Source organism: Streptomyces sp. Ag82_O1-12 (genome assembly GCF_900182715.1).
Taxonomy (GTDB): Bacteria; Actinomycetota; Actinomycetes; order Streptomycetales; family Streptomycetaceae; genus Streptomyces; species Streptomyces massasporeus.
Window position 1 is genome coordinate 6,177,987 of sequence record NZ_FXUW01000001.1, and the last position, 26,370, is coordinate 6,204,356.

Consider the following 26,370-nt stretch of genomic DNA (forward strand, 5'->3'; position numbering starts at 1 on the left):
TGCCGGTCGGGAACCGTGCAGGAAGAAGACGCGACGCAGCCGGCCGCCGCCCCACATGGAACCGCAGCCGGGCCTACTCAAGACACGCAGGAGCAAGTGGTGATCGAAGAGACCCTCCTCGAGGCCGAGGAGAAGATGGAGAAGGCCGTCGTGGTCGCCAAGGAGGACTTCGCCGCGATCCGCACCGGCCGTGCGCACCCGGCGATGTTCAACAAGATCGTGGCCGACTACTACGGCGCGCCGACGCCGATCAACCAGCTGGCCTCGTTCTCCGTGCCCGAGCCGCGTATGGCCGTGGTGACCCCCTTCGACAAGAGCGCGCTGCGCAACATCGAGCAGGCGATCCGCGACTCCGACCTGGGCGTCAACCCGAGCAACGACGGCAACATCATCCGGGTGGTGTTCCCCGAGCTCACCGAGGAGCGCCGCCGGGAGTACATCAAGGTCGCCAAGGGCAAGGGCGAGGACGCGAAGATCTCGATCCGCTCCGTGCGCCGCAAGGCCAAGGAAGCCATCGACAAGCTGATCAAGGACGGCGAGGTCGGCGAGGACGAGGGCCGCCGTGCGGAGAAGGAGCTCGACGACACCACCGCGAAGTACGTCGCGCAGGTGGACGAGCTCCTGAAGCACAAGGAAGCGGAGCTGCTCGAGGTCTGATGAACGACTCTTCCTGGGGGGCGCCGCCACAGGCCGGGTACTGGGGGCCCACCGACCAAGGGCATGGTCACGGGCACGTCCAGGGTCCGGGCCACGGGCACGTCCAAGGGGCCGCTCCGGCGGGTCCCGCATACGATGCGTATGAAGCGCCTCAGACTCGCCCCATGCCCATCGTGCCCGACGTGACCGAATTCGGCGGAAACCAGGATGACGACCGGGGGGCTGCTCGGCTGAGCGGCACCCCGGTCCGAAGCGACACGAATCCGGAGCCCATGCCCGACGCCTCGCAGCCGGCGCCCAAGCCGCCGAAGAAGAGCGCGGGTCGCGACCTGAGTGCCGCGATAGGGGTCGGTGTCGGGCTCGGTGCGGTGATCGTCGCGTCGCTGTTCGTCGTCAAGGCCGTGTTCGTGGGTGTCGTGGCCGTGGCCGTGGTGGTGGGCCTGTGGGAGCTGACCAAGCGGCTTGAGGAGCGCAAGGGCATCCGGGCGCCCCTAGTGCCGCTCGCGCTCGGCGGTGCCGCCATGGTCGTCGCCGGGTACGTCCGGGGCGCCGAAGGCGCGTGGGTGGCGATGGCGCTCACGGCGCTGGCCGTCCTGGTCTGGCGCATGACCGAACCGCCCGAGGGTTACCTGAGGGACGTCACCGCGGGCGTCTTCGCGGCGTTCTACGTGCCGTTCCTGGCGACCTTCGTCGCGATGATGCTGACCGCGGACGACGGGGCGCAGCGGGTGCTCACCTTCCTGCTGCTCACGGTCGTCAGCGACACCGGGGCCTACGCCGTCGGCTGGCGGTTCGGCCGGCACAAGCTCGCCCCGCGCATCAGCCCCGGCAAGACCCGCGAGGGCCTGCTCGGCGCGGTCTCCTTCGCCATGGTCGCGGGGGCGCTGTGCATGCAGTTCCTCATCGACGACGGGGCCTGGTGGCAGGGCCTGGTGCTGGGCCTCGCGGTCGCGGTCACCGCCACGCTCGGCGACCTCGGCGAGTCCATGATCAAGCGGGACCTCGGCATCAAGGACATGGGCACGCTGCTGCCCGGCCACGGCGGCATCATGGACCGGCTCGATTCGCTGCTGCCCACGGCTCCGGTGGTGTGGCTGCTGCTCGTGCTGTTCGTGGGATCAGGCTGATCCGACCGGCCCTGCCGGAGAGCCCCTGCCCGACCGGGCGGGGGCTCTCCGACGTCTCGGGGAGACCCTGAGCGGCCGAAGTGGGACGATTCAGATGTACCTCCCAAAGGAGGCCATCATGGCCATCATCCGAGAGAGCATCGACGTCGACCGCCGTCCCGAGGAGGTCTACCAGTACGTCACAGACGCCGGTCACATGCCGGAGTGGCAGTTGAGCGCCGTGTCCGCGGAGCGCTTGGACGAGGGGCCCGTCGGCATCGGCAGCAAGGTCCGGGTGGCCCGGCATATCGGCCGTCGCGTCATGCCGATGACCATGGAGGTCACCGAGTACGACCCGCCGCACAGCTGGGGCATGCGCGGCGTCGACGGCCCCGTGCGGGCACAGGTGCACGGCGAGGTCGAGCCCTATGACGAGGGCCGCCGCTCCCATGTCACGATCGACATCGACTTCGAGGGCCACGGCATGGGCAAGGTCCTGGTCCCGCTCGTCGTACGCCCCCAGGTCCGCAAGGAACTCCCGCGCAACGAGCAGCTCCTCAAGGACCGGCTGGAGCACACGGGCGGGTAGGACGTCAGGTTCCCCCGGCGGCGCGGGCCGCTTCCCTCACCGCCGCCGGGGGAACTTCCAGCCGTTCTGCCGCAGCTTGAACAGCACGAACACTCCGCAGAGCGCCCATACGCCCAGGAACGCCCACTTGAACCACGGGGGGCCTTGCCACTTCTCTGCGAGCTGCACCGGTGCCGCGTAGAAGGAGGTCATCCCTCGCGCGTGCCCGGTACTACGGCAGGAACACCCGGTTCCGCCGGGTGGGGCCCGGCCGTCGAACAGGTCGGGTGGATCAGTTCCGCCGGACGACTACTCGTCCCCGCCGCTCTTCCGTGAGCGCGAGTTCCGGCTCGCGCTGCGGGCCAGTTCGCTCCCGAGCAGCGTCGCCATGGCCACACCACGTGCCCAGCGCGGGGCGTCACCCCGGGCTGCCCAGAACACGCAGACGCAGCCGCCGATGACGAGCAGGACGACGACCGACAGCATGAGCACGAGCATGCTCAACCCCCATTTCGTGTGATGGTCGGCGCCATCCTTCCAGGCGGGCGCGTCATCCCACCCGTCCCGGCAGTCGTCGCGAGCGGCGGCCCCGAGTCACCCGATTGGATCTGCGACACTGGGAGGGTTATGCCTGCACCCGGAGAACTGATGTGCTCCGGGCATGAAGAAGCCCCCTACCAGCGAAGTTGTCGCCAGTAGGGGGCCGTCTTGTGCCCGCTGGGCCGTCCCTGGGCCGTCAGGGCTCCTGGGCCGTGCCGAAGACGCCATCCAGGGCCCGGCGGGCGCGCTCGGTGCTGCTGGGCATCAGGTGGGCGTACACGCGCAGCGTCATCGCCGGATCGGAGTGCCCGAGGTACTCGCTCACGGCCTTGATGCTCTCGCCCGCGTCCAGGAGGACCGAGGCGTAGAAGTGGCGCAGAGCATGCATACCGTGCTGCCGAGCGGAGGCGTACGGCTTGCCGGGTTCGGGCGTCGGGATGAGGCCGGCGGCCGCGAGGGCGGGCTTCCATTCCTGGATGTTGAAGTTGCTTCGCCAGACGATTCCGTCAGCCGTGTTGGTGAAGATCAGGCGCCGTTCGGTGAGCGGGCCGTCAGGCCTGCCCCACGGCAGCTTGATTGCTACGGGCGGGTGATTCTTGATGTGCTGCCGCAAGGCGGAGGCGACCGAGGACGGCAGCGGTACGTCCCGTTCCTTGTTTCCCTTGGGTGGAGCGAAGACGGCGACGCCCCGGATCAGCTTGACCTGAGCGGTGACCCGAAGGGTGTCGCCGTCGAGCTGCAGGGTGTCTTGGGCCAGACCGATGATCTCGCCCTGGCGGAGGCCGCAGCCGCTGCCGACGTCGACCATGGCTCGGTAGCGCTCGGGTAGGGCGTCGCGGACCGCCCGTACCTGCGAGGGGAGCCAGGGCACGACCCGGGCAGTCGAGACGGCGGGCGGACGCACTGACGCTGCCGAGCACGGGTTCCGGGCGAGGAAGCCGTCATCCACGGCGGCCGACAGCACAGCGCGGACGTTGGCGTAGATGTTGCGGGCGTAGGTGCCGCCCATCGGACCGTTCTCCAGGTCGCGCACGAACTCGCGGATGTGGACCGGGCGGAAAGACCCGAGCGGTCGAGCCCCGATACGTGGGAAGGCGTGCAGCCGAAGCCGGGTCTCCACACCGATGCGCGTGTTCAGGTCGGTGGTCTGCCCGGTGATCCAGCGCTCCGCGTACTGCTGAAAGGTGGTCTGCGCTGCCCTGGGGTCCACGTACTGACCACGGGACATGTCGGCAGCCGTCTCGGCCAGCCACTCTTCCGCCCGGCGCTTCTGGCGGTCTGGGAAGGACTTGCTCTTCTCTGTGCCGTCCGGGCCGACGTACCGGGCCCGGTAGCGGAGTCCGTGGCCGTAGCGGTCGGTCTTGACCCTCACCGGCTTGTCGTCCGGACCCGGTTCGGTCTTGTACCAGCGGTCTTGGATGTGTCCGGCCATCAGGCAGCCTCCCCAAGCTGGGAGTCCACCCAGGCCCGTACGTCGTTCGGGTCGAAGCGCAGGTGCCGACCGACGCGGAAACCGCGGGGGCCGGTGCGCTTTCGGCGCCACTGGTAGACCGTCTCGACGCTGGGCAGCTCGAACATCTCGACCAGGTCCTCGGGCGTCAGGAAGCGGGTCGGCAGAGCGGAGGCCATATCACCACTCCCTTTCGCCGGTGAGCTGGCCGGGTAGTTCCTCGCGGGCGATCTCTCGGTTGTGCTGGATGTCGCGGCGGATATTGGCGGCAAGCCAGGACTCGCCGGGGGTGTGGCCGTGACCGGCATAGGACCAGTGAGCGAGGACAAGGACGGTTGCCTCTGGGGTGTCGTTGGGGTCGGGTAGGCCGAGGGCTTCGCGTTGCTGGGCGGCGCGGTAGTCGGCGCGGACCTGTCGCAGGGCACCGAGGGTGGTGGAGTAGCGGCGGGACTTGCTGGAGAAGTGGCCGCGGAAGCCGAGCATGTGGGCCCAGTCCCGCAGCTTTCGGTCCGGGTAGAGCGCGTGGAGGTCGAGGCAGGCCGCGATCAACCGGGCGGGGTGGTCAGGGACTTCGAGTAGGACCAGGGCCTCTTTGTTGCCGATGCGGCGATCCACGGTGCCCGTGGTCTCAGCGGCCTTGGTGGCGTACTTGGCGACGTAGGAGGCGACCGCCTGTTCGGTGATGTCTTCGCCGTTTCCGAAGGCTCCGATGGGCTGTACGTCGAGTTGGGTGCCCCAGCGAAGGGTGCGGGCTGGCTGCTCTCCGGCAGGCGGTACGTCGACCGTGACGCGGTTAGCGGCGGCGTGGATGGCGTCGGTGAGCAGGTCGAGGGTGGCCCAGGCCGGAGGCGGGGAGTCGGGGCCCTCGGGTCCGTCGAAGCGAATCACGGCGTGGAAGTGCACGGCCCCGCGCTTCTGGTACTCCGCGACCTTGCCGAAGGAGACGCGGGATTGTTCATGGGCAGCTTTCTGGGTCAGGCCAGCGCGGCGGGCGATCTCTCGGCGCAGGTAGATCGTGAAGTAGCGCCACAGCTCGGAAGCGTGGTTGTTCCACAGCACCGCGCCCGCGTAGTCGTACGTCGCCGGATCCAGGGCCGTGCCGAGTTCAGGCGCGTCCTCCTGGTGGCGGATGCCGCAGGCGCACGGCCGGTTGCCGGGCCGGTTATGGACCCGGCCGAACGACGGCGCGGTGAGGGTCGCGAAGACTCGCGGGTGATCGCGGATCGTTTCCGGAGTTCCCTTGGCAGGGTCCCCAACCAGCCCAGCGCGGATCAGGTGGTAGGTGTCGCCCGCGTAGGTCCAGGCGCAGGACGGGCAGCGCGAGGCGCGGCGGTTGCCGCAGGCGACCCTGAGACGGCCGCCGGGCTCAGCGTCGGTGGAGTAGGAATGCAGCACCTGCCCGGTGAACGCGTCGCGGGTGACGGTGGAGCCCTGCAGGTGGATCGGGTCGGAGCAGCCGCCGGTACGGCGGATCTGGTCTTGGATGCGGTCGAAGCCATCGGACCCGGCCACCCTCAGCACGTCGGCGAGGGTGGCCGGGTCCAGGCCCGCCATGGTGGCGGTGTCAGTCACGTACGTTTCACCTCCCGACGCGGTGGAGCGCGGGAGCCGTGGCGGGAGCGGCGTGGCCGGTGCCCTTGCAGGCCGGGCAGAAGACACGGAGTGTGGCGCGGGTGCCGTCGCGGTGGCGGGCTCCGGTGGTGATCACAGCAGCGGCGAAGCCGTCGCAGACGCGGCAGACGCGCTTGGCCGGGGCGTACTGGGGCATGATGAGGCTTCCCTTTCGGGTCCGTTGGATCTGGAAGTGGTGCAGGCGCCCGGAGCGGCGGAAGTTTGGCGACCGAGGCCGCTCCGGGGGCCGTCAGCGCTGCTTGTCGAGGTCCTTGAGCAGCAGGCGCAGGACGACTGCGACCACGGCGACCGAGATGCCGGTGATGGCCACGGCCAGGAGCATCGAGACCAGGACGGCACCGACGACCAGGACCACGGCACCACCGCCCGCGGCGAGGGCGAGCGCGCTGCCCGGGGTGAGCTGGACGGTCGGCCGGTTCGAGGCCGGGGCGACCGGAGTCGGGGCGGGGGCGGTGGGTGCCGGCATGTCGGCGGCGACGGCCGGAGCGGTGTCCTGGGACGGGTACTTCGGGGTGAACACAGGCGGTGTCCCTTCGTGGGTTACTTGACGACCGCGCCGACGGCAGGGCCGAGGATGCTGTCCGCGACGAGGTAGCCGCCGAGGAGGAGCACGGCGACCAGCCACCACGGCGGCCGGACGAGCTTGATGCCGAGGAAGCCGACGACGAGCAGCGCGAGCCAGAGCGGAACGTCCATGGCGGTCTCCTGTCAGGCCTTGCAGCGGTGAGTGCGGGCGGCGAGTTCGGCGGCGGCGCGGCTGGTGTAGTCGGCGGAGAAGCCACAGCCGGGGGCGGTGCAGGCAGCCGTGTGCATGTCGCGGCCCCGGGCGTCGTAGTACGTGGCGACCTGGACGGGGCCGATGCGGAGGCGGTCGCGGAAGCGGCGGTAAGCGCTCATGGGTGTTCTCCCTCCTGGTCAGGTGAGTTGGAGTTCGGCGGTGATCGCGTCGGTCATCGGAGTGGGCAGGCCGAGCCGGGCGGACAGGTCAGCCGCGGGCATCGGTGAGCCGGTGGAGGCCCGGTGTGCGTCAGCGATCTTCCGGGCGTGATCGAGCAGGGCGACCGGGACCGCTGGCGTGCTGGTAGGCGGCTTCGGCGGTGCGGCCGTCAGCTCCGGTGCCGATACGGGAGCCGTCTCGGGATCGGGGTCGGGTTCGTCGGTGCGGTGCATCTCGACCTCCGGTGCGGCGGGTTCGTCGTTCACCAGCTGCTCGGGCGGAGCGGTCGTTTCGGTGGGCGAGTGCACCAGGAGCGTTCCGCCCAGGAACGCCAGGGCGGGCCAGCCAGCGACGAGGATGCACAGCCAGGCGGGCACGGCGTCGAGGTCGAGGAGCCCGGCGGTGGCGACGTTCGCGCCGAGCGAGGCGAACAGCGCGATGACGAACCAGATCCAGGCCGAGCGGTCCCGGCGGGCCGTGCGCAGCCGACGCCAGGCAGCGACAAGCAGCAAGTCCACGGAGACGGGATAGGCCCAGGCTTTCCAGCCGGTCTGTCCGGCGGCTGCGGCCAGGTCGTGCAGGTGGGCGAAGGACAGCGCACCGGCGATGACGGCCTGGACCAAGACGGCGTCCGGACGGATCGAGCGAGGCATGGAGGACACCTCCCTTCGGGGATCAGTCAGTGACCGGTCGGGCCTTGACCAGCGAGGGGCCAACGGCCGGCACATCGGCGGGCACGTAGGGGCGGAAGGGTTCGAGGGCAGGGAAGTCCGGGGCCAGGTGAGCGAAGGTCCGGCAGACCGCTGCCACCTCGTCGCGAGACGTGTCGGGGGTGCGGATTTTCGACCAGCCACCGGAGGCGTCCGCCGCGACTGCCGTCCCAGGGCGTTCCATCGGGATGAGGCTGGCGACCGCGACCGCGTCGGGTGCCACGTCGTTCAGACCCATCTCGGCGGTCTGCTTGTCGTTGACCCGGTGCACCACCCGGCCGGTGAGCTGGGCACGGAGCATGGTGGCGCCCTTGCCCAGGTCGGAACCGAAGCGCTGCCCGCAGATCTCCAGGTAGATGCCGACGGCGCGGGCCATCTGCGCCAGTCGGATCAGCGCGGTGACGATTCGCTCGCGGCGTTCCTCATCCTTCTTGGAGGAGATCAGGAACAGCTCTGCCACCTCGTCCACCAGGACGACGACCGGCACCGGCCGGAGCTCGGCGGGTAGCTCCCACAAGTCGGAGACGCCGTGCCCCTTCAGCACGTCGAAGCGGTTTTCCATCTCCGCCACCAGGACAGCCAGCAGCGAGGCGGATTCGTCCGGAGTGGTGGCCAGTGCCGACAGGCGAGGGCCGTAGGCGGTCTGTTCCACCCCGCGCTTGCAGTCGATGCCGACCAGAGCCACCGGCAGTTGGGCGAGCCCCTTGATCAGGTTGCGCTGATACATCGACTTGCCCGAGTGGTTCGCGCCCAGGGTGAGCGCCATCGGCGCCTTCCGGTAGTCCCGCTCGAAGGCAGTCCCGTCCTCCCGCAGTGCGACCGGCACGACCATGTCGTGGGGACGTGCCTTACGCGGCATCCGCACCCGGCGCAGTACGTCATAGCCGGTCATGCGCAGCTCGACATATCCCGGCTTGGTCTCCACCACGGTCACCGAGTGCACGCCCCAGGCGTGGCGCAGCCGTTCCGAGGTGGCGATCAGGTCGGCGGGTTCCAGACCGGCCGGGAGCCGCAGGGTGACCCGCAGGCCGGTCGAGGTGCCCCGAACCCGGCGGATCTTCGGCGGAACCGGCTGCACCTCGCGGCGGGCGACGTTGCGCGTCATGAACGCCCGCAGACCCGAGGGCTGCACCGTCAGCCCGCACACGTCCATGGTCGAGCGGTACGAGAGGAGGAAGCGGCCCCAAGTGACCGGCATGCCGACCAGCGCCCAGTACACGCGCGGGGCGCGTACCTTCGCGTAGCCGAGACCACCGGCGCCCGCTAAGGCTCCCGTGGCCTCCAGCCACATCGTCAGGTCGGTCATGGTCAGGCCGCCGGGGTGATCGCGACCGCGCGGAACGAGATGCCGTGCCGCTTCTGGCCGTTGAACTCGTTCTCCCAGTCACGGGCCTTCAAGCCGATCACCTTCACCGGCAGCCCCGGCGCCAGGCCCTCCGGGATACCCGTCTCCGGGATCGTGACCTGGTAGAGGTTGCCCTCCCCCTCGTCCGAGACCAGCAGGCCCACGGTCGACAGGCCTGCACCGGTCTCCCGGTCCACGGCGCGCTCTCCGGTCTTCTGGTTGACAAGCTTCGGCGTCGGGGCGGTGGCCACGAACACCACAGCGGTGGAAACGTCGATCTTGAACGACGGCATGAAGCACTCCCTGAGTCGATGTGTTTGGAGCAGCCCAAAGAAGCCCCTCCGGTTCGCAGTCCTGGGACTGCGAGCGGCTGAGGAAACAGTGACACCCAGTCCCGGGACTGTCAACAGTCCTGGGACTGTGTTTGACTGGCTTTCGAAGAGAGGAGTCACGCGATGACGCCCAAGTGGCGAGAGCTGGCGGACAAGCTGGCTGAGCAGATCAAGAGGGGCGAGTACGCGCCAGGCCAGCACCTTCCGCAGATCAGGGAGCTAGTCGCAGAGGGTGTGGGCTCAAAGTCCACCGTCCATGCGGCCTACAAGGCTCTTGAGGCCGAGGGCCTGGTGACCTCGTCTCGGGGGCACGGCACCGTCGTACGGCAACAGGTTCCGCTCAAGCGGCTCGGAATCGCCCGGTACGACAAGGCCAAGTGGCGAGACGGCGACGAGGTCGCGTTCATCGCGGATCGCGTGGCCTCCGGGCGCAGCTACCGCCGGAACGAGCAGTCCCAGACAGTCAGCCTCATCGAGGCCCCGCCAGCAGTCGCAGCTGCACACGGCCTGCCTGAAGGAGCGGAGGTGTACGCGCGCGCGCGACTTGTGAAGGAAGGCGACCAGCCGACGCACACCCTGACCAGCTACTACCGACCCGAGCATGTCGAGGGCACCCGGCTGGTGGACCCGACTCCGGGACCGGCCGGCAAGGGCGGCGGCTTCCGGGTGCTGTACGACGCCGGGTACGAGATCGACCACATGAAGGAAAGGCTCTTTGCCCGGGCCGCCACGTCCGACGAGGCGAAGCTCCTGCAACTACCGCCGGGTGAACCGGTCGTCGAGCTGCATCGAACGACCTACACGGCATCTGACACAGTGGTCGAGTTCGCCATCGGTGTTCACGCGGCTTCGCGCTTCGCCTGGGAGTACGACTTCAAGGTTCCGGACTCAGCGAAGGGCGAGAAGGGACAGTAATGATCTCGACACAGGCACGGGCCGACGCACGACGCCTGTGGGACTACCACCAGATGGGCCACACCCCACGGCCGTGTTCTGTCGCGATCGGCCTGGGCAGCCACGACCTGGGTGTGGCCGATACGGCAGTGGAGCTGTACAGGCGAGGCATGGCCCCACTGCTTGTGTTCACGGGAGCCACCAGCCCCACGACTCGAGAGCGCATGCCGAGGGGTGAAGCAGTCCACTACCGCGAGCGGGCTCTTGAACTCGGCGTTCCCACCTCCGCGGTGCTGGTAGAACAGCACGCTCGCAACACCGGCGAGAACATCCGCTTGTCCAAAGCTCTGCTCGAAGAGGCCGGAGTCGAGGTGTCCTCCGTGCTCCTGATCAGCAAGCCGTATGAGGAGAGGCGCTCGTACGCGACGGCGCGCAAGCTCTGGCCGGAGGTCGAGGTGGTAAGCGCCTCGACCCCGATGACGTTCGACGACTACGTCGATTCCATCGGGGATGAACGGCTGGTCATCGACATGCTTGTGGGCGCGCTTCAGCGCTTGCTGATCTACCCGGAGCAAGGGTTCATGATCAGCCAGCCGGTGCCGGAGGACGTACGTCAGGCGTTCGAGCGGCTCTGCCACGAAGGCTTCACCAGTCGGCTCCTCACCACCACTGGCAAGGCTTCCACCTGACATCAACTCGGCGCCAGGCAGGCACTCTCGCCGCGAGGGATGCTCCTGCCCCGACCGGCCACGCCCGAGCTGTTACGAGTTTCTCTACCTCATCAAGCCCCGGCTGCGCTCCGCTCCGCCGGGCGCGCTTCCCGGCTCCGCTCCGCCGCCGCTCCTGCCTTCGGCCCGCTCCGGCGGGCTGCGCCGACGCGCGCCCACATGTGAAACAGGCCGGGTCATGAGTAGAGACCGCGGAGCGCGGCAACGCTCAAAGCATGCCTCCGGCGGGGGCGCTCAGGCTCCGAGATGGCGGGGGCGCCGTCCGCGAGTGCCGGCCGAGTAGTGGCGTGCGCGGGGAGCTCCCATCCCGCCTGCCGTCGACCCAGGCAGAGCCGAGCAGACGTGGTCCCTGGCGTCCAGGTCGTTCGTACAGTGGCGCGCTCCACCTGGACGCCAGGGACCACGCCCGCTCCACGGTGTGTGGGTCGACGGCAGACGGGATGGGAGCTGGGGTGAGTGGTGGATGTTGGCGTTTCGCGAGTTGACGTGGGTTTGATCTCATGTTCACAACAGTTGGAGAAATGCGTTCCGCAAGAATGGATAGGCGGACTCGGGGTCCGCGACGATTCCCTCGATACTGCACAGGTCGGAGGGGGCGGACTCCTCCGTCAACAGCCTATTCCTCTTCCCTTTCCTCAATTCCTTCGGTGCAATTTTTATCTTCGCCCAACCTGCCTGTGGTGAATCTGAGACCATTTCTGGCGCCAAGTCAATCCACAGCTTGATTTCCAGCGGATTGTAAGAGTAGGTTACGGATCCGTGGCCAGCGCCGTTGTAGTCAATCATGTCGAGCGGCGCCAAGAGTGGCGATGTTCCTCGTAGGAACCACCACGTCACCTCGGCATAGTCTTCGCACTCATCGAGGCTTGGTGGCTCTGCCCCGTCATGCTCAACGGCATTGCGTAGCTGCCTCATTCGCTGCAACATGCGTTTGCGGATGACACCCCATTGCTCTAGAAGTCCCATCCATCCGAGTCTCTTGTGCTCCGGGTATTGCTTGAATCCGTACAGCGAATCCAGATGATTCAAGCGGGTCTCCATTGACCGCTTAAGTGCGAGTATGGCATCGATTCTGTCGTACGCATTCTGGTGGTTCTTGATCCTGTAGTCTGCATGCGCATGCGATGACTCGGCGCGGTCTTTGAAATCAACCTCCTCGGTGCTCATTCCGGCCCGACCGGAGCCATCGACGTAGGTATCTGGAAATGTTGCATCCACCCACCGAAAAGTGCTCGCAGCTCCCATGGTAAACAGCATAGGTGTAGCAGGTGCTCGACGTGCACGGGTTTTAGGCGTACTGAAATGTTTCCCTTGTGGCCGCGGCCGCCGAGGCCCTGGGCCGTCCCTGGGCCGTCCGAGGCCGACCAAAGCTGACAGACGGCACCCGCAGGTGACCACCCCCACCCCGCTCCGGCCTGGGCTCCCGGCGATGATCTGCCACACTGGATGGGTTATGCCTGCACCCGGAGAACTCACTTTCGTAGCCCCCCGCGGAGCCAAGAAGCCGCCGCGGCATCTTGCCGATCTCACTCCTGCCGAGCGCAAGGAGGCCGTAGCCGCTGTCGGGGAGAAGCCGTTTCGTGCCAAGCAGCTCTCGCAGCACTACTTCGCGCGGTACGCGCATGATCCGGAGCAGTGGACGGACATTCCGGCCGGTGCCCGGGGGAAGCTGCGGGAGGCGTTGCTGCCCGAGCTGATGACCGTCGTGCGGCATCTGTCGACCGACCAGGGCACCACACGCAAGACGCTGTGGCGGCTGTTCGACGGGACGCTCGTCGAGTCCGTGCTGATGCGCTACCCGGACCGGGTGACCATGTGCATCAGCTCGCAGGCCGGGTGTGGGATGAACTGCCCGTTCTGTGCGACCGGGCAGGCGGGACTGGACCGGAATCTCTCCACCGCCGAGATCGTGCACCAGATCGTGGACGGCATGCGGGCGCTGCGGGACGGGGAGGTGCCCGGAGGCCCGGCGCGGCTCAGCAACATCGTCTTCATGGGCATGGGCGAGCCGCTCGCCAACTACAACCGGGTCGCCGGCGCCATCCGGCGGCTCACCGACCCCGAGCCCGACGGGGTGGGCCTCTCGCAGCGCGGCATCACCGTCTCGACGGTCGGGCTCGTCCCGGCCATCCACCGGTTCTCCGACGAGGGCTTCAAGTGCCGCCTCGCGATCTCGCTGCACGCGCCCGACGACGAGCTGCGCGACACCCTCGTGCCGGTGAACACGCGCTGGAAGGTCCGTGAGGTGCTGGACGCCGGCTTCGAGTACAGCGCGAAGTCCGGGCGGCGGCTGTCCATCGAGTACGCGCTGATCCGGGACATCAACGACCAGGCCTGGCGTGGTGACCGGCTCGGCCGGATGCTCAAGGGCAGGCCCGTGCACGTCAACCTCATTCCGCTGAACCCGACGCCCGGGTCGAAGTGGACCGCATCCCGGCCCGAGGACGAGAAGGCGTTCGTGGAGGCCATCGCCGCCCATGGTGTGCCGGTGACGATCCGGGACACCCGTGGTCAGGAGATCGACGGGGCGTGTGGTCAGCTCGCGGCCACCGAACGGTAGTCTGACCGTCGTAAGCACATCTTCATATCGGCACCCTCGTATTCGACATCTGCATATTCCGACAGGGGAGCGCCACAGCGCTGAGAGTGCGGCACACGGCCGCAGACCCTCCGAACCTGGCCCAGGTCATTCTGGGTAGGGAGATCGGTCACCACTCGAGCTGTTGCGCCCTGCCCGGGACCACGGAAGTCCCGGGCAGGGCCGCGTCTTCTCCTGGTCACTCCAGGAGGAATCCAGTGAGCAACAAGAAGAAGCGGCTGACGGCTGTCGTGGTCGGGCTCGGCATGGCCGGCACGCTCGCCGCGTGCGGATCGTCCGACGGCGGTCAGGGGTCCGGTGACTCCAAGACCGTGACGCTCGTCAGCCACGACTCGTGGGCGGTGTCCAAGGACGTCCTCGCGGCCTTCGAGAAGCAGTCCGGCTACAAGGTCGACGTCCTGAAGGACGGCGACGCCGGGCAGGCCGTGAACAAGGCCATCCTGACCAAGGACAACCCGCAGGGCGACGTCTTCTTCGGCGTCGACAACACGCTGCTCTCGCGGGCGCTCGACAACGGGCTGTTCCAGTCGTACGAGCCGAAGGGCTCCGACACGATCAAGGCCGAGTACCGCGTCGACCGGGACAAGCACCGGGTCACGCCCGTCGACACCGGCGACATCTGCGTCAACTACGACAAGAAGTACTTCGCCGACCACGAGCTGGAACCGCCGAAGAGCTTCGACGACCTGGTCAAGCCCCAGTACAAGAACCTGCTGGTGACCGAGAACGCCTCCGCCTCCTCACCCGGCCTCGGTTTCCTGCTCGGCACCGCCGCCAAGTACGGCGGCACCGGCTGGGAGGGCTACTGGAAGAAGCTCAAGGCCAACGGCGTGAAGGTCGTCGACGGCTGGGAGCAGGCCTACAACGAGGAGTTCTCCGGCTCGGCCGGCGGCAAGAAGGCCAAGGGCGACCGGCCGCTCGTCGTGTCGTACGCCTCCTCGCCGCCCGCCGAGGTCGTCTTCGCCGACCCGAAGCCGAGCACGGCACCCACCGGCGTCGCCGAGGGCACCTGCTTCCGGCAGGTCGAGTACGCGGGGCTGCTCGGCAACGCCAGGAACACCAAGGGTGGCAAGGCCCTCCTGGACTTCCTCGTCAGCAAGAGGTTCCAGGAGGACATGCCGCTGAACATGTTCGTGTACCCGGTGACCGAGGGCGCCCAGGTGCCGCCGGAGTTCGTGACGTACGGGCCGCAGGCGAAGGACCCGGAGACCATGGACCCGGCGAAGATCGCCGACCACCGTGACCAGTGGGTCAAGTCGTGGACCTCACTCGTACTGAAGTAGCCGCCCGGCGGCGAGGCGCGGCGGCGCGGTTCGGCCTGCTGGCCGCGCCCGTCGCGTTCTTCGCGGTCTTCTTCGCCTACCCCGTCGCCGCGATCGTCGCGCGCGGCCTGAAGACCGGCGGGACCTGGCACCTCGGGCGGATCGGGGAGGTGCTCGCCCAGTCCGACGTTCGGCACGTCCTGTGGTTCACCACCTGGCAGGCGCTGGTCTCCACCGCGCTCACGCTGCTCGTCGCGCTCCCCGGCGCGTACGTCTTCGCGCGCTTCGACTTCCCGGGCAAGCAGGCCCTGCGGGCGGTCGTCACCGTCCCGTTCGTGCTGCCGACGGTGGTCGTCGGTACGGCGTTCCTCGCTCTGGTCGGCCGGGGCGGGCTGCTCGACGAGCTGTGGGGCGTACGCCTGGACACCACGGTGTGGGCGATCCTGCTCGCGCACGTCTTCTTCAACTACGCGGTCGTCGTCCGGACCGTCGGCGGGCTCTGGGCGCAGCTCGACCCGCGGCAGGAGGAGGCCGCGCGGATGCTCGGGGCGTCCCAGCTGAAGGCCTGGCGGCAGGTCACCCTGCCCGCCCTCGCCCCGGCCGTGGCCGCCGCCGCGCTGATGGTCTTCCTGTTCACCTTCACCAGCTTCGGTGTCGTGCAGATCCTCGGCGGGCCCACCTTCTCCACCCTGGAGGTGGAGATCTACCGGCAGACCTCGGAGATCTTCGACCTGTCGACCGCGGCCGTGCTGACGCTGATCCAGTTCGTCGCGGTGGGCGCGATCCTCGCCGTGCACGCCTGGACGGTGCGGCGGCGGGAGACCGCGCTGCGGCTGGTGGACGCGTCCGTGACCGCGCGCCGGCCGCGCGGAGCGGGGCAGTGGGCGCTGCTCGGCGGGGTGCTCGTCACCGTCGCCGTGCTGCTGGTGCTGCCGCTGGCCGTGTTGGTGCAGCGGTCCCTGGACACGCCGGGCTTCGGCTACTACCGGGCTCTGACCAGCGAGGACGGGGGATTGTTCCTGGTCCCGCCGATCGAGGCGATCGGCAACTCCCTGTCCTACGCCGTCGCCGCCACGCTCATCGCCGTGCTGATCGGCTCGCTCGCCGCCATCGCGCTCACCCGCCGGGACGCCGGACGCTTCGTGCGCGGCTTCGACGCGCTGCTGATGCTGCCGCTCGGGGTGTCCGCGGTGACCGTCGGCTTCGGGTTCCTGATCTCCCTCGACGAGCCGCCGCTGGATCTGCGGTCCTCGTGGATCCTCGTGCCGCTCGCGCAGGCGCTGGTGGGTGTGCCGTTCGTCGTACGGACCATGCTGCCCGTGCTGCGGGCCGTGGACGTGCGGCTGCGGGAGGCGGCCTCGGTGCTCGGGGCCTCACCCTGGCGGGTGTGGCGGGAGGTGGACCTGCCGATGGTGCGGCGGGCGCTGCTGATCGCCGCCGGGTTCGCCTTCGCCGTGTCGCTCGGGGAGTTCGGGGCGACGGTGTTCATCGCACGGCCTGACCGGCCGACGCTGCCGGTGGCCGTGGCCCGGCTGCTCGGGCGGCCCGGGGACATCAACTACGGCCAGGCGATGGCCCTTTCGACGATTCTGATGGTGGTGTGCGCCGTGGCCCTGCTGGTGCTGGAGAGGCTCCGCACGGACCGGACGGGGGAGTTCTGATGCTGCTGGCCCTGCGGGAGGCGACGGTCCGTTTCGGCGGCCGGGCCGTGCTGGACGCCGTCGATCTGGAGGTCGCCGAGCACGAGATCGTGTGCGTGCTCGGCCCCAGCGGCAGCGGCAAGTCGACCCTGCTGCGGGCGGTCGCCGGGCTGCAACCCCTCGACTCCGGGCGGGTGATGCTCGACGGACACGACCAGGCGGGTCTGCCGGCGCACCGGCGCGGAGTCGGGCTGATGTTCCAGGACCACCAGCTGTTCCCGCAGCGGGACGTGGGCGGCAATGTGGCCTTCGGGCTGCGGATGCACGGCGAGCCGAAGCGGCGACAGGCCGAGCGGGTGCAGGAGTTGCTCGACCTCGTGGGGTTGCCGGGCGCGGGCCGCCGGGCCGTCGCCGCGCTGTCCGGCGGGGAGCAGCAGCGGGTGGCGCTGGCCCGGGCCCTCGCGCCGAGCCCCCGGCTGCTGATGCTGGACGAGCCGCTCGGGCAGCTAGACCGGTCGCTGCGGGAGCGGCTGGTCGTCGAACTAAGGGAACTGTTCGGCCGGTTGGGCACGACCGTGCTCGCCGTGACGCACGACCAGGGGGAGGCCTTCGCGCTGGCCGACCGGGTCGTGGTGATGCGGGACGGGCGGATCGCCCAGTCCGGTACGCCCCTCGAGGTGTGGCAGCGGCCCGCCGACGCGTTCGTCGCCCGCTTCCTCGGCTTCGAGAACGTGGTCGAGGCGACGGTGGGGGCCGAGGCCGCGGACACGCCGTGGGGCAAGGTGCCGGTGCCGGAGGACGCCCCGCAGGGCACCCGCACCCTGCTGGTGCGGCCCGCCGGGGTGCGCCTGGTGCCCGCCGACGCGGGCCTGCGCTGCACCGTGGCCGCGCGCACCTTCCGGGGCACCCATGTCGCCGTGCACCTCCAGCCCCCGGACGCCCCGCGCCTGGAGGCGGCGTGCGCGCTGCGGGACGCGCCGGAGACCGGGGACGAGGTCGGCGTGGAGTTCGACGCGGCCGAAATCGTGGTGCTCGGCTGACCGTCCGCCGCCTGGGGTGCGGGGCATGACGCCGTTACTCGCACATGACCGCTACTGCGACGAAATCGCCCACCAGGTCGGCCTGTTGAGGTCCGTGGCGCTGCGCGGGCCGCTCACCTCCGTCCTGCTGGCGTTCTACCGCCGACTGCCGCTGGACGCGCCGGAGCTGGAGGTCTGGGCGAGCGGGAGCTGCTGGAGTTCTGGCTGGAGCGGGCGACGTTCGGGTGAGACGGGACGTGGCCCGCCCCCTGGTGGGGGACGGGCCACGACACGGTGTGCGCGGGCGTCAGCTGTCGCTGTTGGCGCCGCGACGGCGCATGCCGAAGAACACCGCGCCGCCACCGACGACGACCAGGGCCGCCGCGATGCCGGCGATCAGGCCGGTGTTGGAGTTGGCGCCGGTCTCGGCGAGGTTGGAGTCACCGGCCGGAGCGGGCGCGTTGCCCGCCGGCGAGGTGCTCTGGCTCTCCGACGGCTCCGGAGCGGGGGTCTCGGTCTCCTCCGCCGGCTTGGAGGGGGAGGCCGACGGGGTCGGCGTCGCCGGGGGAGTCGAAGCCGGGGGCTCCTCCTCCTTCTTGCAGGCCGTGGCCGGGGTGACGAGGTTCGGCTTGATGTCCTCGTCCACGTAGCGGTCGGCCTTGACGTGGATGCGGTACTCGGCGTTCGGCTTCCAGTCGTCGGCGAAGGTGATGGTGGTGCCTTCGCGCGAGCCCTTCACCTCCTGCTCGCCGATCTTCTTCACGTCGGCGCCGTTGTTCTCCAGGTACACGGTGACCGTGGCCGGGACGCCGGCGGGGTCGACGTCGGTGACGGTGATGACGCCCTTGTCACCATCGCACTTCGCCTCGGCGGAGAACTCGCTGATGTTGCAGGCGAGGGCGTGGCCCGCGGTACCGAGCGCGAGCGCGGCCGAGGCGGAGACGACACCGAGGACGCGCACGGCACGTGCGCGGCGGGATACGGACAGAACTGCCACGTTTGTCCTTTACAGGATTGCTAAAGCGGGGGGCTGAGGCGGTGTTGACTGAACATCAGCACTACCGTGAGGCTCACAGGTCTATAAGCGCCGCATAAGTAGTGTCAACGCATATGCAGGTTGCAAGCACTTGCTTTGCCTTCTTATTAACCGCCGAGACGTTTCAAGGCCTCCGGCGCCTCCTCGATCCGGTCCACCAACGCGATCCGGGCCTCCATCGAGCGACCTGCCGCCAGCGACCGGAGCAGCGGCCACGCGGGCAGCTTCTCCGTCCAGTGCGCGCGGTTCACCAGCACCATGGGCGTCGGCTCGCCGCGCGACTCGTAGTAGTTGGGCGTCGCGTTGTCGAAGATCTCCTGAAGCGTCCCCGCGGCGCCCGGCAGGAACACCACACCCGCGTTGGACCTGGCCAGCAGGCCGTCCTCGCGGGTGGCGTTGGCGAAGTACTTGGCGATGTGGGAGGCGAAGGCGTTCGGCGGCTCGTGGCCGTAGAACCAGGTCGGGATGCCCACCGAGCGGCCGCCCTGGGGCCAGCGGGTGCGTATCTCGAAGGCGGCCGAGGCCCACGGGGTGATCGACGGGGTGAAGTGCGGTGCCTTGCCGAGGAGTTCGAGCGACTCGGTGAGCATCTCGTCGTCGAAGGGGGCGGCGTACGCGCCGAGGTTGGCCGCTTCCATGGCGCCCGGGCCGCCACCGGTGGCGATCGTGAAGCCGGCGCGGGCCAGCTCCCGGCCGAGCCGCGCGGCGCCGGCGTACTCCTCGGTGCCGCGGGCCATCGCGTGGCCGCCCATGACGCCCACGACCCGGGCTCCGGACAGGAGTTCGTCGAGCGCGTCCGAGACGGAGTCGTCGTGGACCGAGCGCAGCATGGACGCGTAGATGTCGCGGTCGGCCTTGGTGCGCTGGAACCAGGCGTAGGCGAGGGCGTCGGGCGTGGCCTCGTAGCCCTCGGCCAGCGACGCGAAGAGTTCGTCCGGGGAGTAGACCAGGCCGCGGTACGGGTCGAAGGGCAGGTCCGGGACCGGCGGGAAGACCAGGGCGCCGTCGGCCCGGACCTTCGCGTCCGCCTCCTCGCGCATCGCGCAGCCGAGGAAGACCGCGCCCGCGGTGTCCGTGGTGAGCAGCTCGCGCGTACGGTCCGTCAGGTCGACGGCCTGGACGCGGTGTCCGGCGAGGGTGCCGCGCGCCGAGACGGTCGCGTCGAACTCCTCGAGGGTCTCTATCTCACGGTCGTCATGGTGGGCCGCATGGGCGGGCATCGTCTGCACCCGCCCATGCTGGCACAGCGCACCTCAGCCCTGGACGGCCGCGGGGTCCATCCACACGACCTCGAAGGTGTGGCCGTCCACGTCGTCGAAGGCGCGGCCGTACATGAAGCCGTGGTCCTGGGTCTCGCCCGAGACGGAACCGCCCGCCGCGACCGCCTTCTCGACCAGTTCGTCGACCTTCTCGCGGCTCTCGGAGCTCAGCGCGATCAGCACCTCGCTGGTCTTCGTCGAGTCCGCGACCTCCTTCTTGGTGAACTGGAGGTACTTCTCCTTGGTGTGCACCATGACCACGATGGTCTCGCTGATCACCACCGAGGCGGTCGTGTCGTCGCTGAACTGCTCGTTGATCGTGAAGCCCAGCTCCGTGAAGAACTTCTTCGAGGCGTCGAGGTCGCCGGTGCACAGGTTCACGAAGATCATCTGCTGGTACATGCGAGGTCGCTCCCATCAAGTCCGTGTCGTTACGCGGGGACAGACCGGGGGCCGGTCCGGAACTCATCGCCGTACGGAGATTCTTTTCGTACGAGTTTTCCAGCGGAGGCGCGGGGCTCAGCGCGCCAGGGGCAGCGCCGCCAGTTCCGCGACCGTCAGGGTGAGCGGACCGAACAGGGCGAGCAGCGCGACGGCGCGCAGAGCGGCGGCACTGCGCAGCATCGTGGCGGGGGCGCCGAGGCGCAGCAGTGCGGCCGTGGTGCCGGCGCGGGCCTGCCGGGCCTCGACGGCGGCAGTCAGGAGCGTCGCCGTCGTGCAGCCGGTCACGAGGAGCACGCCGAGGGTGGTGAGCGGGCCGAGCGAGAGCCCGTCCGGGGCGTGCAGCAGCGCCATGGCCCACGCGGCGGACAGGACCGCGCAGACGACGCCCAGGGGACGTCCGATGCGGACGGACTCCGCCATGAGGATGCGGCCGGCCAGCAGCCGCAGAGCACCGGGGCGGGCCGCCTGCAGCAGCCGTCCGCACAGGTGGGTCAGGCCGGGACCGGCCAGGGCCAGGCCGACGGCGGCGAGCGCCCAGCCCGCCATCACGCCCGGGGAGGCACCGGAGAAGGAGAGGTCGGGCGGCGTCGGGGAGGTACGGCTCGTGTAGCTCTCCACGGCGAGGCCCGCGGCCAGCACGGTGATCCCCCAGGGGAGACCGGAGGGGGCGGCGATGGTGTCCGGCAGCGCCGCTTCGGGGGCCGCGGAGTCGTCGGGGGCGTCGGAGTCCGCCTCGCGCCGGCCCGGGTGCCCGGCCAGGGCCCCGGCGGGGCTGATGGCGCCGGGCGTGTCCGGCGCCGCGGCGCGCGGGCTGGGCCACTGACCGGGATCGCCGGCCGCTCCGTGCGCGCCTGCCGCTGCCGGCGAGGCCGGGTAAGGGGCTGAGGGGCGCCCGGTCGGGTCCCCGGCGACCGTCTCCGGGGCGCCCGGCTGAGCCGGGCCCTCGAGCATGTGGCCGGGCGGCTGGACCGGCGGGTCCGCGACCGCGCTCACGGCAACTCCGGGCCCCGTGACCGCCGCCGGTGCGGATCCACCGGCCCGGGCCGCGGGCGGACCGCTCTTCGTGGCGGGCTCGGCGCCACTCGTCGCGGCGGGCTCGGCGCCGCGGCCGTTCGCGGGCCGGATGATCTGCCGGCCGAACCGGCCGTACGCCCCGAAGGTCTCGCGGGTGCTGGTGCGCCGGTACGCGCCGAAGCGACCGTACAACCGGGCCGCCCGGGGCCCGGCAGCCCTCGCCTCGTACGGACGCAGGGCCACCGCCACCGCCACCGACGCGCCGACGGGCACGAGCGCCAGCAGGGTCAGGGCGCCCGGCAGCGGCAGGGGGCGGTCCGCGGCGAGGGACTCGGCAGCCGCACCGTCGAAGGGCATGCCCGTCAGGTCGCCCCGCAGGTGCAGGAAGACGAGCAGGGCCAGCATCGCGCCCAGCGTGCAGGACAGGGCCGTCGTCGTCGCCGAGACGACCATCATGCGCACCGGGCCGAGACCGATCGCCGAGAGGCCCGCGCGGGGCTTGGTGCCGGGGTCGGTACGGGCCACGGCGACCGCGAAGTACACCGTGGCGGCCAGCGGGGCCGCACACCAGGCCAGCCGCAGCAGGGCGGTGCCGGGGGAGCCGGGGTGGCCCAGCGCGTAGCCCAGGGCGCAGAGCAGCAGGAAGGCCGTGCCCGCCGAGGCCGCCGCGACCGACAGGCGGCGCAGCTGGACGGCGGGGTGGGCGCCGCGGGTCAGACGGAGAGCGAGCACGCGGCCCGGCCTTCCGGCTCGCGGGGCTCGGCGACCGGCGGCAGGTGCACCGTCTGCACGCGCCGCCCGTCCAGCAGTGACACCGTGCGGTCGGCGAGGGCCGCGGTCTCCGCGTCATGGGTGGCCAGGACGACGGTGATGCGGTGGGAGCGGGCCGCCGTGGTGAGGGTGCGCAGCACATGGGCGCGGTCGGCGCGGTGCAGGGGTGCCGTGGGCTCGTCGGCGAACAGCACCGACGGCGCGGGGGCGAGGGCGCGGGCGATGCAGACCCGCTGCCGCTCGGCCTGCACCAGCTGGTGCGGCCGTTTGCGGGCGCTGTCGCCGACGTCCAGGCGCTCCAGCCACTCCAGGGCCGCCGTCTTGGCGCGGCGCCGGCTGGTGCCCCGCAGCATCAGGGGCAGGGCGGCGTTCTCCCAGGCGTTGAGCTCCGGGACCAGGGAGGGGGCCGGGTCGATCCAGCCGAAGCGGTCGCGGCGCAGCCGCTCGCGGGTGAGCGGACCCATGGTGTGCACGGGCACGCTGTTGAACCAGACCTCGCCGCGCCGCACGGGCACCAGGCCGGACAGGCACCGCAGCAGGGTCGTCTTGCCGCTGCCGCGCGGGCCGCCGATGGCGAGGATCTCGCCCTCGCGCACGCCGAGCGAGACGCCGCAGAGCGCGGGCGAGCCGTCGTCGTGCTGGAAGTGCAGGGCGCGTGCCCAGAGCACGTCGTTGTCCGGCGGGGCCTCCATGCGCGTACACCTCGGTTCAGATCCGTAGTTCCCGTGCCATCCCCCGTGCGGGGGAACGAAGGCAGGGCCGATCGGTCACTGGGCACGCTAGGCAGAAGGCGGCGGGACGCCGGACAGCACGCGGCCCCGGGCCGCCGTTTCTCACTCGAACGGGCGGCACCGGGGCCGGTGTTGATCATCCAGGAAGACGATCTGAACGACGGGCGTCAGAGCTTCGTCCACGCCTCCGTGAGGGTGGCGCGCAGGATCTGCTCGATCTCGTCGAACGTCGACTGGTCCGAGATCAGCGGCGGGGCCAGCTGGACGACCGGGTCGCCGCGGTCGTCGGCCCGGCAGTACAGGCCGTTGTCGTACAGCGCCTTGGAGAGGAAGCCGTACAGGACGCGCTCGGTCTCCTCGTCGTTGAAGGACTCCTTGGTGTTCTTGTCCTTCACCAGCTCGATGCCGTAGAAGAAGCCGTTGCCGCGGACGTCGCCGACGATCGGCAGGTCGTGCAGCTTCTCCAGCGTGGAGCGGAAGTTGCCCTCGTTGTCCAGGACGTGCTGGTTGAGGTTCTCGCGCTCGAACAGGTCGAGGTTGGCCAGGCCCACGGCCGCGGAGACCGGGTGGCCGCCGAAGGTGTAGCCGTGCAGGAAGGTGTTGTCGCCCTTGTAGAACGGCTCGGCCAGGCGGTCGGAGATGATGCACGCGCCGATCGGGGAGTAGCCCGAGGTCATGCCCTTGGCGCAGGTGATCATGTCCGGCACGTAGTCGAACTTGTCGCAGGCGAAGTACGTGCCCAGGCGGCCGAAGGCGCAGATGACCTCGTCCGAGACGAGCAGCACGTCGTACTGGTCGCAGATCTCGCGGACCCGCTGGAAGTAGCCGGGCGGGGGCGGGAAGCAGCCGCCGGCGTTCTGCACCGGCTCCAGGAAGACCGCGGCGACGGTGTCCGGGCCCTCGAAGAGGATCTGCTGCTCGATCTGGTCGGCGGCCCAGCGGCCGTAGGCCTCGGGGTCGTCGCCGTGGATCGGGGCCCGGTAGATGTTGGTGTTCGGGACCTTGTGCGCGCCCGGGACCAGCGGCTCGAAGGGGGCCTTCAGGGCCGGCAGGCCGGTGATGGACAGGGCGCCCTGCGGAGTGCCGTGGTAGGCCACCGCGCGGGAGATCACCTTGTGCTTGGTGGGCTTGCCGACCAGCTTGAAGTACTGCTTGGCGAGCTTCCAGGCGGTCTCCACCGCCTCACCGCCGCCGGTGGTGAAGAAGACCTTGTTCAGGTCGCCCGGCGCGTGCCCGGCGAGGCGCTCGGCCAGCTCGACGGCCTTGGGATGGGCGTAGGACCACACCGGGAAGAACGCGAGCTCCTGCGCCTGCTTGAAGGCGGTCTCGGCGAGCTCGACCCGGCCGTGCCCGGCCTGCACCACGAAGAGGCCGGCGAGGCCGTCCAGGTAGCGCTTGCCCTTGTCGTCGTAGATGTACGTGCCCTCGCCCCGGACGATGGTGGGAACGGGGGCCTTCTCGTACGACGACATGCGCGTGAAGTGCATCCACAGGTGGTCGTACGCGGTCTGGGAGAGGTCCTTGCTCACGGCTATCGGGTCCTCACGATTATCGGGTTCCCCACATGTAGGTCTGCTTCTTGAGCTTGAGGTAGACGAAGCTCTCGGTGGAGCGCACTCCGGGCACCGCCCGTATGCGTTTGTTGATGACGTCCAGAAGGTGGTCGTCGTCCTCGCAGACGATCTCCACCATCAGGTCGAAGGAGCCTGCGGTCATCACCACGTACTCGCATTCGGACATGGCCGACAGCGCGTCCGCGACCGACTCCACGTCGCCCTCGACGTTGACGCCGACCATCGCCTGTCTGCGGAAGCCCACGGTGAGCGGGTCCGTGACGGCGACGATCTGCATCACGCCCTGGTCGAGCAGCTTCTGGACGCGCTGGCGCACGGCCGCCTCCGACAGGCCCACGGCCTTGCCGATGGCGGCGTACGGCCGGCGGCCGTCCTCCTGGAGCTGCTCGATGATGGCGAGGGAGACGGCGTCCAGCTGCGGCGAGCTGCCGTTCCTGGACTCGCGGGAGGGCTCGCGGGACTCCCGCGAGCCCTTCTGTTCTGCGCTTCGACTGGCCACGAGGTCACTGTGCACGAGGTCTCGACACTTCCGCAAGCCTGGATCGATGAAATCCGTTGTTTGAGTCCCCGAGTCCTGCGAATTCCGCACGATCGAAGGGATTGGGGGTGTTGAAAACGTGGGTCGGCCGACTAGGGTGGGTGTCTCAAGTACTGGACATCCGAACTGGAGGGCCGGCAGTGAGCACCGAGCTTCGTCGTCTGCGCAACTACATCGGCGGTGAGTTCCGGGACGCCGCCGACGGACGGACCACCGAGGTGGTCAATCCCGCGACGGGTGAGGCGTACGCGACCGCTCCGCTGTCCGGGCAGGCGGACGTGGACGCCGCGATGGCGGCGGCCGCCGAGGCCTTTCCCGGCTGGCGCGACACCACGCCCGCCGAGCGCCAGAAGGCCCTGCTGAAGATCGCGGACGCCTTCGAGGAGCGCGCCGAGGAGCTGATCGCGGCCGAGGTGGAGAACACGGGCAAGCCGACCGGGCTGACCCGCTCCGAGGAGATCCCGCCGATGGTCGACCAGATCCGCTTCTTCGCGGGTGCGGCGCGGATGCTGGAGGGTCGCTCGGCCGGTGAGTACATGGAGGGCCTGACCTCCATCGTGCGCCGGGAGCCGGTCGGCGTCTGCGCGCAGGTCGCGCCGTGGAACTACCCGATGATGATGGCCGTGTGGAAGTTCGCCCCGGCGATCGCGGCGGGCAACACCGTCGTCCTGAAGCCGTCGGACACGACTCCGGCCTCGACGGTCCTCATGGCCGAGATCATCGGCTCGATCGTCCCCAAGGGCGTCTTCAACGTCATCTGCGGCGACCGCGACACCGGCCGCCTGATGGTCGAGCACGACACCCCGGCGATGGCCTCCATCACCGGTTCCGTGCGCGCCGGCATCCAGGTCGCCGAGTCCGCCGCCAAGGACGTCAAGCGCGTCCACCTGGAGCTGGGCGGCAAGGCCCCGGTCGTGGTCTTCGAGGACACCGACATCGCCAAGGCCGTCGAGGACATCTCGGTCGCCGGCTACTTCAACGCCGGCCAGGACTGCACCGCCGCCACCCGCGTGCTCGTCCACGAGTCCATCCACGACGAGTTCGTCTCCGCGCTGGCCAAGGCCGCCTCCGAGACGAAGACCGGGCAGCCGGACGACGAGGACGTGCTGTTCGGCCCGCTCAACAACCCCAACCAGCTCAAGCAGGTCGAGGGCTTCATCGACCGGCTGCCCGCGCACGCGCGCGTGGAGGCCGGCGGCAAGCGGGTCGGCGACAAGGGCTACTTCTACGCGCCGACCGTCGTCTCGGGCCTGAAGCAGACCGACGAGATCATCCAGAACGAGGTCTTCGGCCCGGTCATCACCGTGCAGTCCTTCTCCGACGAGGAGCAGGCCGTCGAGTGGGCCAACGGCGTCGAGTACGCGCTCGCCTCCTCCGTGTGGACCAAGGACCACGGCCGCGCCATGCGGATGTCCAAGAAGCTCGACTTCGGCTGCGTGTGGATCAACACCCACATCCCGCTGGTCGCCGAGATGCCGCACGGCGGATTCAAGAAGTCCGGCTACGGCAAGGACCTCTCGGGCTACGGCTTCGACGACTACACGCGGATCAAGCACGTGATGACGTCGCTGGACGCGTGAGCGC

Annotated in this window: 30 protein-coding genes and 1 riboswitch; of the genes, 10 read left to right on the forward strand and 20 right to left on the reverse strand. The window is 69.7% G+C overall.

Annotation, left to right across the window (positions count from 1 at the left end; genetic code table 11):
• Nucleotides 1–99: 99 nt before the first annotated feature.
• The 3 genes from frr (at nt 100) to QOL88_RS28460 (ending at nt 2,352) form a co-directional block, all read left to right on the forward strand.
• The gene (frr, locus tag QOL88_RS28450; RefSeq protein WP_006136598.1) at nt 100–657 is read left to right on the forward strand and encodes a ribosome recycling factor; all 558 of its coding nucleotides are present in this window, start codon (nt 100–102) and stop codon (nt 655–657) included.
• Nucleotides 657–1,784, forward strand: a complete 1,128-nt coding sequence (locus tag QOL88_RS28455; protein ID WP_097221043.1) for a phosphatidate cytidylyltransferase — start codon at nt 657–659, stop codon at nt 1,782–1,784. Before frr ends, QOL88_RS28455 begins: the two co-directional genes overlap by 1 nt.
• 118 nt (nt 1,785–1,902) lie before the next feature.
• A complete protein-coding gene (locus tag QOL88_RS28460; protein WP_097221044.1) occupies nt 1,903–2,352 on the forward strand; it encodes an SRPBCC family protein in 450 nt (149 codons plus the stop codon).
• Nucleotides 2,353–2,388: 36 nt separating this feature from the next.
• Here QOL88_RS28460 and QOL88_RS28465 read toward each other — a convergent pair whose 3' ends face one another.
• From QOL88_RS28465 to QOL88_RS28520, 12 genes are all read right to left on the reverse strand, one after another.
• Nucleotides 2,389–2,544 carry a hypothetical protein gene (locus QOL88_RS28465; RefSeq protein WP_179878986.1) on the reverse strand — a complete coding sequence of 52 codons (156 nt, stop codon included), beginning with the start codon at nt 2,542–2,544 and terminating at the stop codon, nt 2,389–2,391.
• Nucleotides 2,545–2,640: 96 nt separating this feature from the next.
• A complete protein-coding gene (locus tag QOL88_RS28470) occupies nt 2,641–2,829 on the reverse strand; it encodes a hypothetical protein (RefSeq protein WP_097221046.1) in 189 nt (62 codons plus the stop codon).
• 238 nt (nt 2,830–3,067) lie between these two features.
• A complete protein-coding gene (locus QOL88_RS28475) occupies nt 3,068–4,303 on the reverse strand; it encodes a tyrosine-type recombinase/integrase (protein WP_097221048.1) in 1,236 nt (411 codons plus the stop codon).
• Complete coding sequence (locus QOL88_RS28480; RefSeq protein WP_097221050.1) at nt 4,303–4,500, reverse strand: helix-turn-helix transcriptional regulator; 198 nt, start codon at nt 4,498–4,500, stop codon at nt 4,303–4,305. The genes QOL88_RS28475 and QOL88_RS28480 overlap by 1 nt, the downstream gene beginning before the upstream one ends.
• Nucleotide 4,501: 1 nt before the next feature.
• On the reverse strand, nt 4,502–5,893 hold the full coding sequence (repSA, locus tag QOL88_RS28485) for a replication initiator protein RepSA (protein ID WP_097221051.1): 1,392 nt from the start codon (nt 5,891–5,893) through the stop codon (nt 4,502–4,504).
• A gap of 7 nt (nt 5,894–5,900) precedes the next feature.
• Complete coding sequence (locus QOL88_RS28490; protein WP_097221053.1) at nt 5,901–6,089, reverse strand: hypothetical protein; 189 nt, start codon at nt 6,087–6,089, stop codon at nt 5,901–5,903.
• A 93-nt stretch (nt 6,090–6,182) separates the two neighbouring features.
• A complete protein-coding gene (locus QOL88_RS28495) occupies nt 6,183–6,473 on the reverse strand; it encodes a SpdD protein (RefSeq protein ID WP_179878987.1) in 291 nt (96 codons plus the stop codon).
• A 20-nt stretch (nt 6,474–6,493) separates the two neighbouring features.
• Complete coding sequence (locus tag QOL88_RS28500) at nt 6,494–6,649, reverse strand: hypothetical protein (protein ID WP_097221055.1); 156 nt, start codon at nt 6,647–6,649, stop codon at nt 6,494–6,496.
• Nucleotides 6,650–6,661: 12 nt separating this feature from the next.
• Entirely contained in the window at nt 6,662–6,850 is a 189-nt protein-coding gene (locus QOL88_RS28505; protein WP_097221057.1) for a mobile element transfer protein, read from the reverse strand.
• Nucleotides 6,851–6,868: 18 nt separating this feature from the next.
• Nucleotides 6,869–7,543 carry a DUF2637 domain-containing protein gene (locus QOL88_RS28510; RefSeq protein ID WP_097221059.1) on the reverse strand — a complete coding sequence of 225 codons (675 nt, stop codon included), beginning with the start codon at nt 7,541–7,543 and terminating at the stop codon, nt 6,869–6,871.
• Between the two features lie 22 nt (nt 7,544–7,565).
• On the reverse strand, nt 7,566–8,906 hold the full coding sequence (locus tag QOL88_RS28515; protein ID WP_097221060.1) for an FtsK/SpoIIIE domain-containing protein: 1,341 nt from the start codon (nt 8,904–8,906) through the stop codon (nt 7,566–7,568).
• A gap of 2 nt (nt 8,907–8,908) precedes the next feature.
• Entirely contained in the window at nt 8,909–9,238 is a 330-nt protein-coding gene (locus tag QOL88_RS28520) for an SCO3933 family regulatory protein (protein WP_097221062.1), read from the reverse strand.
• Between the two features lie 162 nt (nt 9,239–9,400).
• Here QOL88_RS28520 and QOL88_RS28525 point away from each other — a divergent pair, with 162 nt between their 5' ends.
• Nucleotides 9,401–10,192: a GntR family transcriptional regulator gene (locus QOL88_RS28525; protein WP_097221064.1), complete on the forward strand. Its 792-nt coding sequence runs from the start codon at nt 9,401–9,403 to the stop codon at nt 10,190–10,192.
• Nucleotides 10,192–10,860, forward strand: coding sequence for a YdcF family protein (locus QOL88_RS28530; RefSeq protein WP_097221066.1), 669 nt, complete (start codon nt 10,192–10,194; stop codon nt 10,858–10,860). Before QOL88_RS28525 ends, QOL88_RS28530 begins: the two co-directional genes overlap by 1 nt.
• A 543-nt stretch (nt 10,861–11,403) precedes the next feature.
• Here QOL88_RS28530 and QOL88_RS28535 read toward each other — a convergent pair.
• Entirely contained in the window at nt 11,404–12,144 is a 741-nt protein-coding gene (locus tag QOL88_RS28535; RefSeq protein ID WP_143668898.1) for a hypothetical protein, read from the reverse strand.
• A 208-nt stretch (nt 12,145–12,352) separates the two neighbouring features.
• Here QOL88_RS28535 and rlmN point away from each other — a divergent pair, with 208 nt between their 5' ends.
• The 4 genes from rlmN to QOL88_RS28555 all read left to right on the forward strand — a co-directional run bounded on the left by rlmN (nt 12,353) and on the right by QOL88_RS28555 (nt 17,440).
• On the forward strand, nt 12,353–13,459 hold the full coding sequence (gene rlmN / locus QOL88_RS28540) for a dual-specificity RNA methyltransferase RlmN (protein WP_031103416.1): 1,107 nt from the start codon (nt 12,353–12,355) through the stop codon (nt 13,457–13,459).
• A 53-nt stretch (nt 13,460–13,512) separates the two neighbouring features.
• A riboswitch (TPP riboswitch) is annotated at nt 13,513–13,619 on the forward strand.
• Nucleotides 13,620–13,743: 124 nt separating this feature from the next.
• The gene (locus QOL88_RS28545; RefSeq protein WP_373559352.1) at nt 13,744–14,781 is read left to right on the forward strand and encodes a thiamine ABC transporter substrate-binding protein; all 1,038 of its coding nucleotides are present in this window, start codon (nt 13,744–13,746) and stop codon (nt 14,779–14,781) included.
• 38 nt (nt 14,782–14,819) lie between these two features.
• Nucleotides 14,820–16,421: an ABC transporter permease gene (locus QOL88_RS28550; protein ID WP_179879148.1), complete on the forward strand. Its 1,602-nt coding sequence runs from the start codon at nt 14,820–14,822 to the stop codon at nt 16,419–16,421.
• On the forward strand, nt 16,421–17,440 hold the full coding sequence (locus tag QOL88_RS28555) for an ABC transporter ATP-binding protein (RefSeq protein ID WP_097221073.1): 1,020 nt from the start codon (nt 16,421–16,423) through the stop codon (nt 17,438–17,440). Before QOL88_RS28550 ends, QOL88_RS28555 begins: the two co-directional genes overlap by 1 nt.
• 286 nt (nt 17,441–17,726) lie before the next feature.
• Here QOL88_RS28555 and QOL88_RS28560 read toward each other — a convergent pair whose 3' ends face one another.
• From QOL88_RS28560 to QOL88_RS28590, 7 genes are all read right to left on the reverse strand, one after another.
• Nucleotides 17,727–18,407 (reverse strand): LAETG motif-containing sortase-dependent surface protein, encoded by a 681-nt coding sequence (locus QOL88_RS28560; RefSeq protein WP_097223221.1) that lies wholly within the window; start codon nt 18,405–18,407, stop codon nt 17,727–17,729.
• Nucleotides 18,408–18,562: 155 nt separating this feature from the next.
• The gene (locus QOL88_RS28565) at nt 18,563–19,684 is read right to left on the reverse strand and encodes an LOG family protein (RefSeq protein ID WP_097221075.1); all 1,122 of its coding nucleotides are present in this window, start codon (nt 19,682–19,684) and stop codon (nt 18,563–18,565) included.
• A gap of 24 nt (nt 19,685–19,708) precedes the next feature.
• Nucleotides 19,709–20,116, reverse strand: a complete 408-nt coding sequence (locus QOL88_RS28570; protein ID WP_097221077.1) for a VOC family protein — start codon at nt 20,114–20,116, stop codon at nt 19,709–19,711.
• A gap of 117 nt (nt 20,117–20,233) precedes the next feature.
• On the reverse strand, nt 20,234–21,904 hold the full coding sequence (locus QOL88_RS28575) for a hypothetical protein (RefSeq protein ID WP_097221079.1): 1,671 nt from the start codon (nt 21,902–21,904) through the stop codon (nt 20,234–20,236).
• Nucleotides 21,886–22,635: an ABC transporter ATP-binding protein gene (locus QOL88_RS28580; protein WP_097221081.1), complete on the reverse strand. Its 750-nt coding sequence runs from the start codon at nt 22,633–22,635 to the stop codon at nt 21,886–21,888. The genes QOL88_RS28575 and QOL88_RS28580 overlap by 19 nt, the downstream gene beginning before the upstream one ends.
• 206 nt (nt 22,636–22,841) lie before the next feature.
• Nucleotides 22,842–24,203 carry an aspartate aminotransferase family protein gene (locus tag QOL88_RS28585; protein WP_097221083.1) on the reverse strand — a complete coding sequence of 454 codons (1,362 nt, stop codon included), beginning with the start codon at nt 24,201–24,203 and terminating at the stop codon, nt 22,842–22,844.
• Between the two features lie 19 nt (nt 24,204–24,222).
• Complete coding sequence (locus tag QOL88_RS28590) at nt 24,223–24,762, reverse strand: Lrp/AsnC family transcriptional regulator (protein ID WP_097221084.1); 540 nt, start codon at nt 24,760–24,762, stop codon at nt 24,223–24,225.
• 164 nt (nt 24,763–24,926) lie between these two features.
• Between QOL88_RS28590 and QOL88_RS28595 the strand changes: the two genes are divergently transcribed.
• Nucleotides 24,927–26,366 (forward strand): gamma-aminobutyraldehyde dehydrogenase, encoded by a 1,440-nt coding sequence (locus QOL88_RS28595; RefSeq protein ID WP_097221086.1) that lies wholly within the window; start codon nt 24,927–24,929, stop codon nt 26,364–26,366.
• The last annotated feature ends 4 nt before the right edge of the window (nt 26,367–26,370 follow it).